Source organism: Sphaerisporangium viridialbum, assembly GCF_049674955.1.
Taxonomy (GTDB): Bacteria; Actinomycetota; Actinomycetes; order Streptosporangiales; family Streptosporangiaceae; genus Sphaerisporangium; species Sphaerisporangium viridialbum.
Genome location: NZ_CP187232.1, coordinates 1146174 through 1163295, shown reverse-complemented (window position 1 = coordinate 1163295; position 17122 = coordinate 1146174). Strand labels below are relative to the sequence as shown.

Genomic DNA, 17122 nt, shown 5'->3' with positions numbered 1-17122 from the left:
GCTCACGTTATGGAGGTCAAAGGATCTGTTCTGCGTACGAATCCACACTCGCAGCCGAGGGTGCATTTCTCCACAGAAGGCGTGATCAGCCCTTCCCGCCGTGGTTCTTCGAACCCGCGCCGAAAATCGTGCTGACCAGCAGGATCGCCCCCCACGGGCCCGCAACCCACATCGGCCAGAAATATCCGCCGAAGTCGGTGAGGGCCCAGATCACCGAGGTCACGGCCACCGCGGAGGCCCAGGCCGTCCAGGCGGCCCTGATCCCCTTGTCGTCCCCCTTGTGATCGGGACGCTTCGCCGGCGACTGGGCCGCGGCGGGGCGCGCGCGCAGGTCGATGTCGGGCAGGTCGGCGGTCAGCTTCTGCAGGTCACCAAAGGTCCTGCCCGCGTACACCAGCTCCAGGCGCTCGTTGAACTCCTCCATCGTGAGCCGGCCCTCGGCGCAGTGCTCGCGGAGGGCGGCCGCGACCCTGTCCCTGTCGCCGTCGGACGCCCTCATATCCGGTGTCGCAGCCATCGTCCTCAACTCCCGTGCAGACGTCCGCCGTGGAAGGCCGCCCAGCTAACGGCAAAGGGAGCTCATCGCTCCACCTTGCCGTCGGTGACGACTTTCCCTCCCAGCAGTTCGCTAAGCCGTGCTTTACCCCCGTCGATGGCGGTAAGCACCCAAGGACCATTATCAGTCACCGCGACGCTGTGCTCGAAGTGCGCGGACGCCTTTCCGTCGATCGTCACGACGGTCCAGTCGTCGGCCAGCACCCTGGTGCGGTCGGTACCGAGGTTGACCATCGGCTCGACGGCGAAGCACATGCCCACCTCGAACTTCGGGCCCCTGCCCGGCTTGCCGTGGTTCGCCACCCACGGGTCCATGTGCATCTCGGTGCCGATGCCGTGCCCGCCGTACTCCTGAGGAATGCCGTAGCGGCCCTGAGAGCGCACGTAACGCTCTACCTCATGGCCGATGTCGGACAGGTGCCCACCGACGGCCAGGGCCGCGATACCGCGCCACATGGCCTCCTCGGTCACCCGCATCAGCTCGGTCAGCTTCGGGTCGACCTCGCCGACCCCCATCGTGATCGCCGAGTCGCCGTGCCAGCCGTCGAGGATCGCGCCGCAGTCGATGGAGATGACGTCTCCCTCGACGAGCGGCCGCCGGTCGCTCGGTATGCCGTGGACCACCTCTTCGTTGACCGAGGCGCAGATGGTCGCGGGGAAGCCCTGGTAGCCCTTGAACGAAGGAATGGCACCCTCGTCGCGAATGGCCTTCTCGGCGATCGCGTCCAGGTCGAGCGGCGTCATCCCCGGTCGCACGGAGTTCCGCAGCAGTTCGAGCGTGCGCCCGACCACCAGGCCGGCGGCCCGCATCTTCTCCACCTGCGCAGGCGTCTTGATCTGAATCCCGTGCTTGTTCTTCTTGAACACTTACTGGCACCCCCTGGGGTGAAATAACGGACGACGCGGCATCCCAATTCCCCCAATTGTCCCCCAACAAGCCGAACGCCACCCCTGGGAAACGACCCCAGAAGTGGCGTTAGGCGGTGAAATATGTCAGTCGACGAAGCGGCGCAACTCCGCCATCGCCCGCTGTGTGATCTCCTCTACCGGTCCGGTGGCGTCGACCCCCTGGAGGATCCCCTCATCCGCGTAGAACGAGATGAGCGGAGAGGTCTGCTCCTGGTAGACCTCCAGACGGTGGCGGATGGTGTCTTCCCGGTCGTCGTCCCGCTGGAACAGCTCACCGCCGCAGGCGTCGCAGACGCCCTCCTTGGAGGACGGATCGAACACCACGTGCCACACCTTGCCGCAGGAACGGCAGGTGCGGCGCCCGGCGAGGCGGCGCACGACCTCCTCGTCGTCGACGACGAGCTCGAGCACGGCGTCGAGCGACGTGCCGAACTCGGCCAGCATCTTGTTGAGGATCTGGGCCTGTGGCACGTTGCGCGGGAAGCCGTCGAGCAGGAAACCCTCCTGCGCGTCGGCCTCCCCGAGGCGATCGCGGACCATGGCGACGGTCACCTCGTCGGGAACGAGGTCGCCACGGTCCATGTACTCCTTGGCAAGCTTGCCGAGTTCCGTGCCGCCCGACACGTTGGCACGGAAAATGTCACCTGTCGAGATCTTCGGGATGGACAGGTTCGATGCGATGAACTGGGCCTGTGTCCCCTTGCCCGCTCCGGGGGGCCCGACCAGGACGACGCGCACTACTTGAGGAAGCCCTCGTAGTTCCGCTGCTGCAGCTGGCTCTCGATCTGCTTCACGGTGTCCAGCCCAACACCAACCATGATCAGAATGCTCGTGCCTCCGAACGGGAAGTTCTGGCTCGCTCCTGCCACCGCCAGCGCGATGATCGGCACCATGGAGATCAGGCCCAGATACAGCGAACCGGGGGCGGTCAACCGTGTGAGCACGTAGTTGAGGTACTCGGCGGTCGGCCGTCCCGGGCGGATGCCCGGGATGAATCCACCGTACTTCTTCATGTTGTCGGCGACTTCAACGGGGTTGAAGGTGATGGACACGTAGAAGTAGGTGAAGAAGATGATCAGCACGAAGAACGTGGCCATGTAGACCGGGTGGTCGCCACGGACGAAGTTCTGCGCCAGCCACTGGACGACCGCGCCCGGGTTCTCCTTGTTGCCGAACAGCGACACAACGAGCTGCGGGAGGTAGAGCAGCGAGGAGGCGAAGATGACCGGGATGATGCCCGCCTGGTTCACCTTCAAGGGGATATAGGTCGAGGTCCCGCCGTACATCCGGCGGCCCACCATGCGTTTGGCGTACTGCACGGGGATGCGGCGCTGCGCCTGCTCGACGAACACCACCGCCGCGATCATGAACACACCGACCACCATCACCACGACGAAGGTGAAGGCGTTCTGGCGGAAGATGTTCAGGAGCTCGGACGGGAAGACCGCGATGACCTGCGTGAAGATCAGGATCGACATGCCGTTGCCGACACCGCGGTCGGTGACGAGCTCGCCGAGCCACATGATCACGGAGGTGCCGGCCGTCATCACGACCACCATCGTCACGATGGTGAAGGCGTCGTTGTTGATGAGGAGCGGCTGGCGGCAGTTCGGGAACAGCTGCCCGGTGCGCGCGAGCGCCACGAACGCGGTCGACTGCAGGATCGCGAGGCCGATGGTCAGGTAACGCGTGTACTGCGTGATCTTCGCGTTGCCGGCCTGGCCCTCCTTCTTGAGAGCCTCAAGACGGGGGATGACCACTGTGAGCAGCTGGAGAATGATGCTGGACGTGATGTACGGCATGATGCCGAGCGCGAAGACTGAAAGTTTCAGCAGCGCGCCGCCACTGAACAGCTGCACCATGCCATAGATGTTGGCGGCGTCGCTCGACTGCGCCTCTTTCAAACACTGCTGGACATTGATCGTGTTCACACCGGGGGTCGGCAGCACCGAACCCAGCCGGAACAACACGATGATGCCCAACGTGAAGAGCAACTTGTTGCGCAGGTCGGGCGTACGGAACGCCCGGGTAATCGCGGTCAGCACGGCCCCTCCTGCGCGCCTGAAAGGCGGTATCGGTCAGCGAAGGTCTGGGAGTGATCCATCGGCACATCTCTGGTCAACGAGCCCTGGACAGCCTTCTGTCCAGCGCACTCTAACGCACTACGGGCGCGGTGGCTCTCTGTGAGCCCCCGCGCCTCGTATTGCCTGCCTACAGCTCGGTGACGGCGCCACCGGCCGCAGCGATCTTCTCCTTCGCGGAGGCGGAGAAAGCGTGCGCCTGCACGTTCAACGCCACCGAGATGTCACCGGTTCCCAGGATCTTGACCGGCTGGTTCTTGCGGACCGCACCCCGCTCGACCAGCGTCTCCACGTTGACGTCGCCGCCATCGGGGAACAGCTCGCCGAGCCTGTCCAGGTTGACGACCTGATAGGTCGTCTTGAACATGGCGTTCGAGAAGCCCTTCAGCTTGGGCAGCCGCCGCTGGAGCGGAACCTGGCCACCCTCGAAGCCGAGAGGAACACTCGTACGGGACTTGGTGCCCTTGGTGCCACGACCGGACGTCTTGCCCTTGGACGCCTCGCCACGGCCCTTGCGGACCTTGGACTTGTTGGCGCCGGGGGCCGGACGCAGGTGGTGGATGCGCAGCGGCGTACCGCCGGCGTTGTTCTCAGCGTTAGCCATGACTAGTCGACCTCTTCCACCTCGACGAGGTGCGTCACCACGGCGACCATCCCCCGGATCTCCGGGCGGTCCTCCTTGACGACGACGTCGCCGATTCGCTTCAGGCCCAGCGAGCGAAGCGAGTCACGCTGGTTCTGCTTGCCACCGATCTTCGATCGGGTCTGGGTGATCTTGAGACGAGCCATCGGCTAGCTCACCGCCTTCGCCGCCGCGGCGGCCTCGGCGATGCCTTCGGCACGGGCCTTGAGCATGCGCACGGGGGCGACGTGCTCGATCGGCAGTCCACGGCGGGCGGCGATCTCCTCGGGCCTGCTGAGGCCCTTCAGCGCCGCCACGGTGGCGTGGACGATGTTGATCGGGTTGTCCGAGCCGAGCGACTTGGACAGCACGTCGTGGATGCCGGCGCACTCCAGGACGGCGCGCACCGGACCACCCGCGATGACACCGGTACCGGGCGAGGCCGGACGCAGGAGAACGACGCCGGCGGCGTCCTCACCCTGCACGGTGTGCGGGATGGTGCCCTGGATGCGCGGCACCTTGAAGAAGTGCTTCTTGGCCTCTTCGACGCCCTTGGCGATCGCCGCGGGCACCTCCTTGGCCTTGCCGTATCCGACACCGACCAGGCCGTTGCCGTCACCGACGACAACCAGGGCGGTGAAGCTGAAGCGCCGACCACCCTTGACGACCTTGGCCACTCGATTGATCTTCACGACGCGCTCGATGTACGAGACGCCCTTCTCGGCAGCGCCGCCGCGGCGATCGTCGCGACGGTCACGCCGCTCACCACCGCCGCCGGCACCGCGACGCGGAGCTGCAGCCATCAGTGGTTCCTCTCCTCGTTGCTCTTGATTGCGATCCTGGCTGGAGACATCAGAACTCCAGCCCGCCTTCTCGGGCGCTGTCCGCGAGGGCCGCGATGCGGCCCGCGTAGCGGTTGCCACCGCGGTCGAAGACGACAGCGGTGATCCCGGCGGCCTTGGCCCGCTGAGCGAGGAGCTCGCCGACCTTCTTAGCCTTGTCCGTCTTGGTGCCCTCGCCGGTACGGAGCGAGGCGTCCAGCGTGGACGCGCTCACCAGCGTGTGGCCGGCGGTGTCGTCCACGATCTGCACGAACAGGTGACGCGCGGAGCGGTTGACGACGAGACGCGGGCGGGCCGGCGAGCCGACGACCTTCTTGCGGACACGGCGGTGACGGCGCGAGCGCGAGAGCGCACGCGCGGCCGTGTGCTTGGCAACCTTGGTGAAGGCCATGACTACTTACCAGCCTTTCCGACCTTGCGGCGGATGACTTCGCCCTGGTACCGCACACCCTTGCCCTTGTAAGGGTCAGGCTTGCGCAGCTTCCGGATGTTCGCGGCGACCTCGCCGACCTTCTGCTTGTCGATGCCGTCCACGTGGAACAGGGTCGGCCGGTCGACGCGGAAGGTGACGCCCTCGGGGGCGTCGACGATCACCGAGTGGCTGAAGCCCAGCGAGAACTCCAGCTGCGTCGGGCCCTTGGCCTGGACGCGGTAACCCACGCCGACGATCTCCAGCGTCTTGCTGTATCCCTTGGTCACGCCGTCCACCATGTTGGCGATCAGCGTGCGGGACAGCCCGTGCAGCGCACGGACCTTGTTCTCGTCGTTGGGACGTGAGACGGCGATGTTGCCGTCGTCCCCCCGAGCCACGTCGATCGGCTCGGCGACCTTGTGTGAAAGCGTGCCCTTGGGGCCCTTGACCGTGACATCCCGGCCGTCGATGGTGATGTCAACACCATTCGGTACGGGGATGGGCAGCCGTCCAATTCGCGACATGCTGAAATTCCTCCCCTCGTTACCAAACGTAGGCGAGGACTTCCCCGCCCACACCACGCTTGCCGGCCTGCCTGTCGGTCATGAGGCCACCGGACGTCGAGATGATCGCGACGCCCAGGCCGCCCAGGACCCTAGGCAGGTTGTCCTTCTTTGCATAGACCCGCAGACCGGGCTTGGAAACCCGGCGCAGGCCCGCGATAGACCGTTCACGCGTAGGCCCGAACTTGAGCTCCACCACGAGGTTCTTCCCGACCTTGGCGTCTTCGACGGCCCAGGCCTGGATGTAACCCTCCTGCTGGAGGATCTCGGCGATGTGCGCCTTGATCTTCGAGTACGGCATGGCCACGGTGTCGTGGTATGCCGAGTTCGCGTTACGCAGACGTGTCAACATGTCTGCGATCGGGTCGGTCATCGTCATGGCCGGTGGCCCTCCTCACCGCGGTTTCCCTGTGACGGGACCTACGGTGTGGTCGTGGGCGCTTGAAGCAGCGCCCGGTTGATATGACTTATGTGCACAGCGGGCCCCGGGCGGGCCTTCACGTCGCGATCGCCGGCCGAACCGGCCACGCGTCCATCGAGAAGGCCCGCACGCGGGCTACCAGCTGGACTTGGTGATACCGGGCAGCTCGCCCCGGTGCGCCATCTCGCGGAAGCACACGCGGCACAGGCCGAACTTGCGGTAGACGGCGCGAGGCCGGCCGCAGCGCGTGCACCGAGTGTACGCGCGAACGCCGAACTTGGGCTTGCGCTCGGCCTTGGCGATCAAGGACTTCTTAGCCATCAGGCCTCCTTAAAGGGGAAGCCGAGAAGCTTGAGCAGCGCCCGGCCCTGGTCGTCATTCGTGGCGGTGGTCACGACCGTGATGTCCATGCCACGCTGACGGTCGACCCGGTCGGGGTCCACCTCGTGGAACATGACCTGCTCGGTAAGACCGAAGGTGTAGTTCCCGTTGCCGTCGAACTGCTTCGGCGACAGGCCGCGGAAGTCCCTGATGCGCGGAAGCGCCAGGGAGAGCAGCCGGTCGAGGAACTCCCACATGCGGTCGCCGCGGAGCGTCACGTGCGCGCCGATCGGCATGCCCTCGCGCAGCTTGAACTGCGCGATGGACTTGCGGGCGTGGGCGACGGCCGGCTTCTGACCGGTGATGGCGGTGAGATCGCGCACCGCGCCCTCGATGAGCTTGGAGTCCCGAGCCGCCTCGCCGACGCCCATGTTCACCTTGATCTTGGTGAGCCTGGGGATCTGCATGGCGTTCTCGATGCCGAACTGCTCGCGAAGCTTGTCCGCGATCTCCTCGCGGTAGCGCTCCTTGAGGCGCGGCGTGGGGCGCTCGGTCTCAGTTGTGGTGGCGGTCATCAGTTGTCCTCACCCGATTCGTCGGCCTTCTCGGCCTTCTTGGCGGGCTTGTCGTCCTTCTTCGCCTCATCCTTGAGCTTCTTGACGTTGCTCACGTGGATGGGGGCCTCCATGGTCTGCACGCCGCCTTCCTTGGCGCCGCGCGGTCCCTGGTGGGTGACCTTCGAGTGCTTCTTGACCAGGTTGACGCCCTCGACTATCACGCGGTCCTCGCGCGGGATAGAGAGGATCACACGACCCTTGGCACCCTTGTCCTTACCGGCGATGACCTGGACGAGGTCACCCTTCTTCACATGCAGCTTCGGCATTTACAACACCTCCGGCGCGAGCGAGATGATGCGCATGAACTTCTTCTCGCGCAGCTCGCGACCCACCGGACCGAAGATACGCGTGCCCCGAGGGTCACCGCTGTCCTTGATGATGACCGCGGCGTTCTCGTCGAAGCGGATGTAGGAGCCGTCGGGGCGGCGGCGCTCCTTGGTGGTGCGCACCACGACAGCCTTGACCACATCACCCTTTTTGACACCCGCGGCGGGAAGGGCGTCCTTCACCGTCGCGACGATGATGTCGCCGATACCCGCGTAGCGCCGACCCGAGCCGCCGAGCACGCGGATGCACAAGATCTCCTTGGCACCCGTGTTGTCGGCGACCTTGAGCCGCGACTCCTGCTGGATCACGTCAACTCCCGTGTGTCACGCCGGTTCTCATTCAGTGAGCCTGGCGGAACTAGATTCGGTCTAATGCTCCCTGGCGACGGCCCTGCCGGCGCCGAGGGGGGACGCTCGCGCGAGAGACCCCCTTCCGGGGGGCCTCCCGCAGAGCGACTTACTTGGCCCGCTCGAGGATCTCCACGACGCGCCACCGCTTGGTGGCCGACAGCGGCCGGGTCTCCATCAGGAGAACACGGTCGCCGACGCCGCAGGAGTTGGCCTCGTCGTGAGCCTTGTACTTGGTCGTACGGCGGATGACCTTGCCGTACAGCGGGTGCTTCACGCGGTCCTCGACGGCGACGACGACGGTCTTGTCCATCTTGTCGCTGACGACGAGACCCTCGCGGGTCTTGCGGTAGTTCCGCGTCTTCTTGTCGGTGGTCTCAGTTGTCTCAGCCATCGCTCGGCTCCTTCTCGACCGTGATGATTCCGAGCTCCCGCTCGCGCATCACGGTGTAGATACGGGCGATCTCGCGGCGGACGGCACGGAGCCGCCCGTGGCTTTCCAACTGACCGGTCGCCGCCTGGAAGCGGAGGTTGAACAGCTCCTCCTTGGCTTCCTTCAGCTTCTGGACCAGCTCATCCTGGTCAGAAGTCCGCAGCTCACCGGCGGTCAGGCCCTTAGCCATCACGCCTCACCCACTTCACGCTTAACAAACCGGCACTTCATCGGGAGCTTGTGCATCGCACGGCGGAGGGCCTCACGGGCCACCGGCTCGGAGACACCCGAGAGCTCGAACATGACGCGGCCGGGCTTGACGTTGGCGATCCACCACTCCGGCGAACCCTTACCGGAACCCATGCGGGTCTCGGCAGGCTTCTTCGTCAGGGGACGGTCGGGGTAGATGTTGATCCACACCTTGCCGCCACGGCGGATGTGCCGGGTCATGGCGATACGAGCGGCCTCGATCTGGCGGTTGGTCACGTAGTGGTGCTCAAGCGCCTGGATGCCGAACTCGCCGAACACGACCCTGGTGCCGCCCTTGGCGGCTCCGCTGCGGTCGGGCCGGTGCTGTTTACGGTGCTTGACCCTGCGCGGGATCAGCATGGTCAGCTCCCTTCAGCACCCGGCTGCTCCGCCGGGCCGGTCTCGGGCGCCCCTGCGGGCGCGGTTGATTCGGTCTTGGGCCCGCGACCGCCGCCACGGGGGGCGCCGTCACGGCCACCCCGGCCGCCGCCACCGCCGCCGCCCGCGCCACGGCCACGCTGCGGCCGGTCGGTACGGTCGCGACGCTGGCCGGCACGCGCACCGGCGGCAGCCGCCTCGCGCTCGGCGCGGCTGGTCGGAGCCTCACCCTTGTAGATCCACACCTTCACGCCGATGCGGCCGAAGGTGGTGCGGGCCTCGTAGAAGCCGTAGTCGATGTCCGCGCGAAGGGTGTGCAGAGGCACACGACCCTCGCGGTAGAACTCCGACCGCGACATCTCGGCGCCGCCGAGACGACCGGCGCACTGGACACGGATGCCCTTGGCGCCGCTCTTCATCGCCGACTGCATGGCCTTGCGCATCGCCCGCCGGAACGAGACCCGGCTGGACAGCTGCTCGGCCACGCCCTGGGCGACGAGCTGGGCGTCGATCTCGGGGTTCTTGACCTCGAGGATGTTGAGCTGGACCTGCTTCTTGGTCAGCTTCTCGAGGTCGCCACGGATGCGGTCCGCCTCGGCGCCGCGGCGGCCGATGACGATGCCCGGCCGGGCGGTGTGGATGTCGACCTGAACTCGGTCGGTGGTCCGCTCGATCTCGACCTTGGAGATGCCGGCCCGCTCCATGCCCTTCTGCAGCATGCGGCGGATCGACACGTCTTCGGCGACGTAGGACTTGTACAGCTTGTCGGCGTACCACCGGCTCTTGAAGTCGGTCGTGATGCCGAGCCGGAACCCGTGCGGGTTAACCTTCTGGCCCACTAGCGGGTCCTTCCCTTCGGCCTGCCCTGACCTTCCGGCCGGGCTTCGACGATCACGGTGATGTGACTCGTCCGCTTGTTGATCCGATAGGCACGGCCCTGGGCACGGGGACGGAACCTCTTCAGCGTCGGGCCCTCATCGACCCACGCCCGGCTCACGACCAGCAGCTCGCGGTCGAGCTTGAAGTTGTGCTCGGCGTTCGCCATCGCGCTCGACAGCACCTTGTAGATCGGCTCGCTCGCCGCCTGGGGGGCGAACTGCAGCACGGCCTGCGCCTCCGAAGCGGGCAGCCCGCGAATAAGGTCCACCACGCGGCGGGCCTTCTGGGGCGTGACGCGGACGAACCGCGCCTGAGCCCTGGCTTCCATCGCTTACTCCTCGTTTCTAAGGCGCTTACCGCCGGCTACGCCGGTCTTCCTTGACGTGGCTGCGGAAGGTCCGCGTAGGCGCGAACTCACCCAGCTTGTGACCGATCATCGACTCGGTGACGAACACCGGGACGTGCTTGCGCCCGTCGTGGACGGCGATCGTGTGGCCGAGCATGTCGGGCACGATCATGGAGCGCCGCGACCACGTCTTGATGACGTTCTTGGTGCCCTTTTCGTTCTGGACGTCCACCTTCTTCATAAGGTGGCCATCCACGAAAGGACCCTTCTTAAGGCTACGTGGCATTTAGGCTGCTCCTACCGCTTCTTCCTCTTGCTCCGCCGACGGATGATCAGTCGGTCGCTGGCCTTGTTGGCCTGACGGGTACGACCCTCGGGCTTGCCCTTGGGGTTCACCGGGTGGCGACCGCCGGAGGTCTTACCCTCACCACCACCGTGCGGGTGGTCGACCGGGTTCATGGCGACACCGCGAACCGTCGGGCGCTTGCCCTTCCAGCGGTTACGGCCAGCCTTACCGATGTTGATGTTGGCCTGCTCGGCGTTGCCGACCTGGCCCACGGAGGCGCGGCAGCGCACGTCCACCTGGCGCATTTCGCCGGAGGGCATACGCAGCGTGGCGTACTGCCCCTCCTTGGCCAGGAGCTGGATCTGCGCGCCGGCGGACCGGCCGAGCTTGGCGCCGCCACCGGGCTTCAGCTCCACGGCGTGGATGAAGGTACCGGTGGGGATGTTGCGCAGTGGCAGGCAGTTGCCCGGCTTGATGTCGGCCGCGGGGCCGTTCTCGATGCGGTCGCCCTGCTTGATGCCCGTCGGAGCGAGGATGTAGCGCTTCTCGCCGTCTGCGTAGTGCAGGAGCGCGATGCGCGACGTCCGGTTGGGGTCGTACTCGATGTGAGCGACCTTGGCCGGAATGCCGTCCTTGTCGTGGCGCCGGAAGTCGATGATCCGGTAGGCGCGCTTGTGCCCGCCGCCCTGGTGACGCGCGGTCACCCGGCCGTGGACGTTACGACCACCCTTGCTGTGAAGGGGAGCAAGCAGCGACTTCTCCGGCGTGCTGCGCGTGATCTCGGCGAAGTCCGAGACGCTCGCGCCGCGACGACCCGGAGTCGTCGGCTTGTATTTACGGATGCCCATCTTTTTCGTTCATCCCTTGTCGATGTTGCTTGGCAATGCGCGGTGATCAGCTGATCTGACCGAAGATGTCGATCCGATCGCCTTCCACCAGGCTCACGATCGCCCGCTTGGTGCTCGGGCGCTGGCCGTAACCGAACTTGGTCCGCTTGCGCTTGCCCTGCCGGTTGATCGTGTTCACGCTGGAGACCTTGACGCCGAAGATCTGCTCGATCGCGATCTTCACCTGGGTCTTGTTGGCCGTCTTGCGCACCAAGAACGTGTACTTGTTGTGCTCATCGATCAGGCCGTAGCTCTTCTCGGAGACGATCGGCTTGATGATGATGTCGCGCGGGTCGGCGATCTTCTGCATCAGGCGTCTTCCTTCCCGCTCTTGCCGAGCCGAGCCACGACCTGGTCGTACGCGGTGCGCGTGAAGACCACGTCGTCGTAGCAGAGCACGTCGTACGTGTTGAGCTGGCCCGCGTCCAGGAGGTGGACCTCCGGCGCGTTCCGCAGGCTCAGCCAGGTCAGCTCGTCACCCTCGTCCACGACGACGAGAACGCTGCGAGCGTTGGTGATCTTGCGCAGCGCCTCGAGCGCGGCCTTGGTCTTCGGGGTCTCCCCCGTCACCAGGCCGTCGATGACGTACACGCGACCGCCGGCCGCCCTGTCGCTGAGGGCACCGCGAAGAGCGGCGGCCTTCATCTTCTTGGGCGTCTTCTGGGCGTAGTCCCGCGGCTGCGGGCCGTGGACGGTGCCACCGCCGGCGAACTGCGGGGCGCGGGTCGAGCCCTGGCGGGCGCGGCCGGTGCCCTTCTGGCGGTACGGCTTCTTGCCACCGCCCCTGACCTCACCACGGGTCTTCGTCTTGTGCGTGCCCTGCCTGCGCGCGGCGAGCTGGGCGACGACGACCTGGTGGATCAGCGGGATGTTGACCTTGGCGCCGAAGATGTCCTCCGGCAGGTCGACGCTTCCGGTCTTCGCGCCGGCCGCGTCGAGGACGTCAATGGTGCTCACTTGGCAGCCCCCTTCTTGGCACTGGTGCGGACGAGAACCAGGCTGCCGTTGGCACCGGGGATCGCACCCTTGATCAGGATGAGACCCTTCTCGGCGTCCACGGCGTGAACCTTGAGGCTCTGGATGGTGGTCCGGACGTTGCCCATCCGGCCGGCCATGCGCAGGCCCTTGAAGACGCGGCCCGGCGTGGCGCAACCGCCGATGGAGCCGGGCGAGCGGTGCTTGCGCTGGGTGCCGTGCGAGGCGCTGAGGCCCTTGAAGCCGTGACGCTTCATGACGCCCGCGAAGCCCTTGCCCTTGCTCTTACCGGTCACGTCGACGTACTGCCCGGCCTCGAAGGTGTCGGCCAGTACTTCCTGGCCGATCGTGTACTCGGAGGCGTCCGTGGTCCGAAGCTCGACGAAGTAGCGGCGCGGGGTGATGTCGTGCTTGCGCAGATAATCACCCAGCGGCTTGTTCACCTTGCGCGGGTCCACCTGCCCGTAGCCGAGCTGAACAGCGGAGTAGCCGTCCTTGTCCTCAGTGCGGACGCGGGTCACCACGCACGGACCGGCCTCGACGACGGTGACCGGAACCATCCGGTTGCCCTCATCGAAGACCTGGGTCATGCCGAGCTTCTTGCCCAGGACGCCCTTGATCTGCTTAGCCATGTCAGTGCGTTCCCTCAGAGCTTGATCGAGATGTCGACGCCGGCCGGAAGGTCGAGCCGCATGAGCGAGTCGACGGTCTTCGGCGTCGGATCGATGATGTCAATCAGCCGCTTGTGCGTGCGCATTTCGAAGTGCTCACGGCTGTCCTTGTACTTGTGCGGCGAGCGGATGACGCAGTACACGTTCTTCTCGGTCGGCAACGGCACCGGGCCCGCGACCTTCGCGCCAGTCCGCGTCACCGTCTCGACGATCTTCTTGGCCGAGCTGTCGATGACCTCGTGGTCATAGGCCTTAAGCCGGATGCGGATCTTTTGTCCCGCCATAATGGCCTCGGTGTCCTTCGCTGTCGTCCTGCAAAAGTTTCGTGCGGCCTTTTGCCGCTATGGGTGTCCCACGTGGCGCACGCCCCGTGACCCGCCTATTTCTTCCGTGATCTTGCAGTCATCTCGGTCGCTCTGGGCCGAGACGGCTGCGAGATCACGGGCCTGGATCGGGCTCGAAGCTCGCTGTGGGCTCCGGGGCCGACTGGTCGGCCCCTTCGTGGTGCGGCGGCCGGCCCCCGGTTCCCCGAGGCCGACCGCCGACCCGTGATCGCGCTACTTGATGATCTTCGTGACTCGACCCGCACCGACGGTGCGGCCACCCTCGCGGATGGCGAACTTGAGACCGTCCTCCATCGCGATGGGCTGGATGAGCTGGACGGTCATCTCGGTGTTGTCACCGGGCATGACCATCTCGGTGCCCTCGGGGAGGGTCACGACGCCCGTCACGTCCGTGGTACGGAAGTAGAACTGCGGGCGGTAGTTGTTGAAGAACGGCGTGTGGCGGCCGCCCTCGTCCTTGGACAGGATGTAGACCTGAGCCTCGAACTCGGTGTGCGGGGTGGTCGTGCCCGGCTTGATGATGCACTGGCCGCGCTCGACGTCCTCGCGCTTGATGCCACGGAGGAGCAGGCCGACGTTGTCACCGGCCCGGCCCTCGTCAAGGAGCTTGCGGAACATCTCGACACCGGTGACGGTGGTCGTGGTGCTCTTCTCCTTGATGCCGATGATGTCGACGGTCTCGTTGACCTTGACGATGCCGCGCTCGATACGACCGGTCACGACGGTGCCGCGGCCGGTGATCGAGAAGACGTCCTCGATCGGCATGAGGAAGGGCTTGTCGGTGTCACGAACGGGCTCGGGGACGTTGTCGTCCACGGCGTTCATGAGCTCGATGATCGAGTCGCCCCACTTCTCGTCGCCCTCGAGCGCCTTCAGCGCCGAGACGCGAATGACCGGGAGGTCGTCGCCCGGGAACTCCTGGGCGGAGAGCAGCTCGCGAACCTCGAGCTCGACGAGCTCCAGGATCTCCTCATCGTCGACCATGTCGGCCTTGTTCAGGGCGACGACGATGTAGGGGACGCCGACCTGGCGAGCCAGGAGGACGTGCTCCTTCGTCTGGGGCATCGGACCATCGGTGGCGGCGACCACGAGGATCGCGCCGTCCATCTGGGCCGCACCCGTGATCATGTTCTTCACGTAGTCGGCGTGACCGGGGCAGTCCACGTGGGCATAGTGGCGCTTCTCGGTCTGGTACTCGACGTGGGCGATGGAGATGGTGATGCCGCGGGCCTTCTCCTCGGGCGCCTTGTCGATCTTGTCGAACGGGGTCGCCTCATTGAGGTGAGGGAAACGGTCGTGGAGCACCTTGGTGATCGCCGCGGTCAGAGTGGTCTTGCCGTGGTCGATGTGCCCAATGGTGCCGATGTTCACGTGCGGCTTGGTCCGCTCGAACTTGGCCTTGGCCACTGCTCTGTCTCCTTAGAGATTCTGACTTGACTTGCGTAGTCTCACTCGGGCTCGGAGCCCGTAGGCCCGGGGCGGCGATCGCTCACCGCCCCAGACGGGGGAGCCGGAACCGCGGGTCCCGATCCCCTCTGGCCGTCGGCCGGCGGTCTCCCACCGGCCTCAGCCATTCGGACTCCGGGGACTATTCGCCCCGAGCCTTCGCGACGATCTCCTTGGCGATGCCCGGGGGCACCTCCGAATAGGAGTCGAACTGCATGCTGTAGACAGCCCGGCCCTGGGTCTTGCTTCGCAGGTCACCCACGTAACCGAACATCTCTGACAGCGGAACGAGGGCATTGATGACCTTTGCCCCAGTTCTGTCTTCCATCGCCTGGATCTGCCCGCGGCGACCGTTGAGGTCACCGATGACATCACCCATGTAGTCCTCGGGCGTGGTGACCTCGACGGCCATCATCGGCTCCAGGATTACGGCGTCGGCACGGCGCGCGGCCTCCTTGAAGGCCATCGAACCGGCGATCTTGAAGGCCATTTCGGAGGAGTCGACCTCGTGGTAGGCACCGTCCCGCAGGGTGACCTTGACGCCCACCATCGGGTAGCCGGCCAGCACGCCGAACTCGGCGGCCTCCTGGGCGCCCGCGTCCACCGACGGGATGTACTCCCGGGGGATGCGGCCACCACTGACGCTGTTCTTGAACTCGTAACCGTCGTTGCCCTCGCCCAGCGGCTCCAGATCGATGATCACGCGCGCGAACTGGCCGGAACCACCGGTCTGCTTCTTGTGCGTGTACTCGATCTTCTCCACCTTGCGGCGGATGGTCTCGCGGTAGGCGACCTGCGGGCGGCCGACGTTGGCCTCGACCTTGAACTCGCGGCGCATCCGGTCGACGAGGATCTCCAGGTGGAGCTCACCCATACCCCAGATGACCGTCTGCCCGGTCTCCTCGTCCCGCCGGACCTGGAAGGACGGGTCCTCCTCGGCCAGGCGCTGGATCGCGGTGCCCAGCTTCTCCTGGTCGCCCTTGGTCTTCGGCTCGATCGCGACGTTGATGACCGGAGCAGGGAAGTTCATCGACTCCAGGACGACCTGGTGCGTCGGGTCGCTGAGGGTGTCACCGGTGGTGGTGTCCTTCAGGCCCATGACGGCGACGATCTGACCAGCGACGGCCTGCGGGCGCTCTTCGCGCTTGTTGGCGTGCATCTGGTAGATCTTGCCGATGCGCTCCTTCTTGCCCTTCACGGAGTTCACGACCGACGTACCGGTGTCGAGCGTGCCCGAGTAGATGCGAATGAAGGTGAGCTTGCCCAGGTGCTGGTCGCTCATGATCTTGAAGGCCAGAGCGGAGAACGGCTCGTTCGGGTCCGCGTGACGCTCGATGACCTGGTCCTCGTGGCCGACCGCGTGCCCCTTGAGCGCGGGGATGTCGGTCGGGGCCGGGAGGTAGGCCACGATCGCGTCGAGCAGGGGCTGCACGCCCTTGTTCTTGAACGCGGTGCCGCACAGGACCGGGTTGAGGGAGCTGGCCAGTGTCGCGCGGCGGATGCCGGCGACCAGCTGCTCCTCGGTGGGCTCGACGCCCTCGAGGAACAGCTCCATGAGCTCGTCGTCGTGCTCGGCGACGGTCTCGATGAGCTTGTCGCGCCACTCACGGGCGACGTCGGCGTGGTCGGCCGGGATGTCGACGGTGTCGTACATCTCGCCCTTGGCCGCCTCGGCGCTCCAGATCAGGCCCTTCATCTTCACCAGGTCGATGATGCCCTTGAAGTCGGCCTCGACGCCCCAGGGAAGCTGGATGACCAGCGGAGTCGCACCGAGGCGGGACACGATCATGTCGACGCAGCGGTGGAACTCGGCGCCGACCCGGTCCATCTTGTTGACGAAGCAGATGCGGGGAACGCCGTAACGGTCGGCCTGGCGCCACACCGTCTCGGACTGCGGCTCGACACCGGCGACGGCGTCGAAGACCGCGACCGCACCGTCAAGAACGCGCAGCGACCGCTCCACCTCGACAGTGAAGTCGACGTGGCCGGGAGTGTCGATGATGTTGATCGTGTGATCAAGCCACATGCAGGTCGTCGCGGCGGAGGTGATGGTGATGCCGCGCTCCTGCTCCTGCTCCATCCAGTCCATCGTGGCAGCGCCCTCGTGGACTTCACCGATCTTGTAGTTGATACCGGTGTAGAACAGGATGCGCTCGGTCGTGGTGGTTTTGCCCGCGTCGATGTGGGCCATGATCCCGATGTTGCGGACCC

The 17122-nt window shown here is 65.9% G+C and carries 27 protein-coding genes; all 27 read right to left on the bottom strand.

Going from position 1 to position 17122, the window contains the following annotated elements:
• Positions 1 to 85 precede the first annotated feature (85 nt).
• The 27 genes from ACOZ38_RS05515 to fusA all read right to left on the bottom strand — a co-directional run bounded on the left by ACOZ38_RS05515 (position 86) and on the right by fusA (position 17102).
• Positions 86 to 517, bottom strand: a complete 432-nt coding sequence (locus tag ACOZ38_RS05515) for a DUF1707 SHOCT-like domain-containing protein (protein WP_405144551.1) — start codon at positions 515 to 517, stop codon at positions 86 to 88.
• Between the two features lie 62 nt (positions 518 to 579).
• The gene (map, locus tag ACOZ38_RS05510) at positions 580 to 1422 is read right to left on the bottom strand and encodes a type I methionyl aminopeptidase (RefSeq protein ID WP_424529072.1); all 843 of its coding nucleotides are present in this window, start codon (positions 1420 to 1422) and stop codon (positions 580 to 582) included.
• Between the two features lie 126 nt (positions 1423 to 1548).
• Positions 1549 to 2202 (bottom strand): adenylate kinase, encoded by a 654-nt coding sequence (locus tag ACOZ38_RS05505; RefSeq protein ID WP_358546915.1) that lies wholly within the window; start codon positions 2200 to 2202, stop codon positions 1549 to 1551.
• On the bottom strand, positions 2202 to 3509 hold the full coding sequence (gene secY / locus ACOZ38_RS05500) for a preprotein translocase subunit SecY (RefSeq protein WP_358546918.1): 1308 nt from the start codon (positions 3507 to 3509) through the stop codon (positions 2202 to 2204). Before secY ends, ACOZ38_RS05505 begins: the two co-directional genes overlap by 1 nt.
• Before the next feature lie 166 nt (positions 3510 to 3675).
• The gene (gene rplO, locus ACOZ38_RS05495; RefSeq protein ID WP_424529071.1) at positions 3676 to 4149 is read right to left on the bottom strand and encodes a 50S ribosomal protein L15; all 474 of its coding nucleotides are present in this window, start codon (positions 4147 to 4149) and stop codon (positions 3676 to 3678) included.
• Positions 4150 to 4151: 2 nt separating this feature from the next.
• Positions 4152 to 4334, bottom strand: a complete 183-nt coding sequence (rpmD, locus tag ACOZ38_RS05490) for a 50S ribosomal protein L30 (RefSeq protein WP_030451484.1) — start codon at positions 4332 to 4334, stop codon at positions 4152 to 4154.
• Between the two features lie 3 nt (positions 4335 to 4337).
• Entirely contained in the window at positions 4338 to 4970 is a 633-nt protein-coding gene (gene rpsE, locus ACOZ38_RS05485; protein ID WP_114032746.1) for a 30S ribosomal protein S5, read from the bottom strand.
• Between the two features lie 49 nt (positions 4971 to 5019).
• A complete protein-coding gene (gene rplR, locus ACOZ38_RS05480) occupies positions 5020 to 5400 on the bottom strand; it encodes a 50S ribosomal protein L18 (RefSeq protein ID WP_405144544.1) in 381 nt (126 codons plus the stop codon).
• Positions 5401 to 5402: 2 nt separating this feature from the next.
• Positions 5403 to 5945 carry a 50S ribosomal protein L6 gene (rplF, locus tag ACOZ38_RS05475; RefSeq protein ID WP_405144542.1) on the bottom strand — a complete coding sequence of 181 codons (543 nt, stop codon included), beginning with the start codon at positions 5943 to 5945 and terminating at the stop codon, positions 5403 to 5405.
• Positions 5946 to 5964: 19 nt separating this feature from the next.
• Positions 5965 to 6363, bottom strand: a complete 399-nt coding sequence (gene rpsH, locus ACOZ38_RS05470) for a 30S ribosomal protein S8 (RefSeq protein ID WP_262849247.1) — start codon at positions 6361 to 6363, stop codon at positions 5965 to 5967.
• Between the two features lie 177 nt (positions 6364 to 6540).
• On the bottom strand, positions 6541 to 6726 hold the full coding sequence (locus ACOZ38_RS05465; RefSeq protein WP_248964959.1) for a type Z 30S ribosomal protein S14: 186 nt from the start codon (positions 6724 to 6726) through the stop codon (positions 6541 to 6543).
• Entirely contained in the window at positions 6726 to 7301 is a 576-nt protein-coding gene (gene rplE / locus ACOZ38_RS05460) for a 50S ribosomal protein L5 (protein WP_405144539.1), read from the bottom strand. Before rplE ends, ACOZ38_RS05465 begins: the two co-directional genes overlap by 1 nt.
• Positions 7301 to 7600, bottom strand: a complete 300-nt coding sequence (gene rplX / locus ACOZ38_RS05455) for a 50S ribosomal protein L24 (RefSeq protein ID WP_405152231.1) — start codon at positions 7598 to 7600, stop codon at positions 7301 to 7303. Before rplX ends, rplE begins: the two co-directional genes overlap by 1 nt.
• A gap of 9 nt (positions 7601 to 7609) precedes the next feature.
• Positions 7610 to 7978 (bottom strand): 50S ribosomal protein L14, encoded by a 369-nt coding sequence (gene rplN / locus ACOZ38_RS05450; protein WP_189162756.1) that lies wholly within the window; start codon positions 7976 to 7978, stop codon positions 7610 to 7612.
• Positions 7979 to 8126: 148 nt separating this feature from the next.
• Positions 8127 to 8411, bottom strand: a complete 285-nt coding sequence (gene rpsQ / locus ACOZ38_RS05445) for a 30S ribosomal protein S17 (protein WP_344952248.1) — start codon at positions 8409 to 8411, stop codon at positions 8127 to 8129.
• Positions 8404 to 8640: a 50S ribosomal protein L29 gene (gene rpmC / locus ACOZ38_RS05440; RefSeq protein WP_114032840.1), complete on the bottom strand. Its 237-nt coding sequence runs from the start codon at positions 8638 to 8640 to the stop codon at positions 8404 to 8406. Before rpmC ends, rpsQ begins: the two co-directional genes overlap by 8 nt.
• Positions 8640 to 9059, bottom strand: coding sequence for a 50S ribosomal protein L16 (rplP, locus tag ACOZ38_RS05435; RefSeq protein WP_184608221.1), 420 nt, complete (start codon positions 9057 to 9059; stop codon positions 8640 to 8642). The genes rpmC and rplP overlap by 1 nt, the downstream gene beginning before the upstream one ends.
• A gap of 2 nt (positions 9060 to 9061) precedes the next feature.
• Positions 9062 to 9916, bottom strand: coding sequence for a 30S ribosomal protein S3 (rpsC, locus tag ACOZ38_RS05430; protein WP_424529070.1), 855 nt, complete (start codon positions 9914 to 9916; stop codon positions 9062 to 9064).
• A complete protein-coding gene (gene rplV, locus ACOZ38_RS05425; RefSeq protein ID WP_262849231.1) occupies positions 9916 to 10284 on the bottom strand; it encodes a 50S ribosomal protein L22 in 369 nt (122 codons plus the stop codon). The genes rpsC and rplV overlap by 1 nt, the downstream gene beginning before the upstream one ends.
• Positions 10285 to 10309: 25 nt before the next feature.
• A complete protein-coding gene (gene rpsS / locus ACOZ38_RS05420) occupies positions 10310 to 10588 on the bottom strand; it encodes a 30S ribosomal protein S19 (protein ID WP_248964954.1) in 279 nt (92 codons plus the stop codon).
• 11 nt (positions 10589 to 10599) lie between these two features.
• Positions 10600 to 11436 (bottom strand): 50S ribosomal protein L2, encoded by an 837-nt coding sequence (gene rplB / locus ACOZ38_RS05415; RefSeq protein WP_214414915.1) that lies wholly within the window; start codon positions 11434 to 11436, stop codon positions 10600 to 10602.
• 46 nt (positions 11437 to 11482) lie between these two features.
• Positions 11483 to 11785 (bottom strand): 50S ribosomal protein L23, encoded by a 303-nt coding sequence (rplW, locus tag ACOZ38_RS05410; protein WP_358546942.1) that lies wholly within the window; start codon positions 11783 to 11785, stop codon positions 11483 to 11485.
• Positions 11785 to 12432: a 50S ribosomal protein L4 gene (gene rplD / locus ACOZ38_RS05405; RefSeq protein ID WP_424529069.1), complete on the bottom strand. Its 648-nt coding sequence runs from the start codon at positions 12430 to 12432 to the stop codon at positions 11785 to 11787. Before rplD ends, rplW begins: the two co-directional genes overlap by 1 nt.
• Complete coding sequence (gene rplC, locus ACOZ38_RS05400) at positions 12429 to 13082, bottom strand: 50S ribosomal protein L3 (RefSeq protein WP_344952269.1); 654 nt, start codon at positions 13080 to 13082, stop codon at positions 12429 to 12431. The genes rplD and rplC overlap by 4 nt, the downstream gene beginning before the upstream one ends.
• 14 nt (positions 13083 to 13096) lie before the next feature.
• Positions 13097 to 13405: a 30S ribosomal protein S10 gene (rpsJ, locus tag ACOZ38_RS05395; protein ID WP_012887830.1), complete on the bottom strand. Its 309-nt coding sequence runs from the start codon at positions 13403 to 13405 to the stop codon at positions 13097 to 13099.
• A 273-nt stretch (positions 13406 to 13678) separates the two neighbouring features.
• The gene (tuf, locus tag ACOZ38_RS05390) at positions 13679 to 14872 is read right to left on the bottom strand and encodes an elongation factor Tu (RefSeq protein ID WP_405144533.1); all 1194 of its coding nucleotides are present in this window, start codon (positions 14870 to 14872) and stop codon (positions 13679 to 13681) included.
• Between the two features lie 181 nt (positions 14873 to 15053).
• Entirely contained in the window at positions 15054 to 17102 is a 2049-nt protein-coding gene (fusA, locus tag ACOZ38_RS05385; protein WP_405152230.1) for an elongation factor G, read from the bottom strand.
• Between the last annotated feature and the right edge of the window lie 20 nt (positions 17103 to 17122).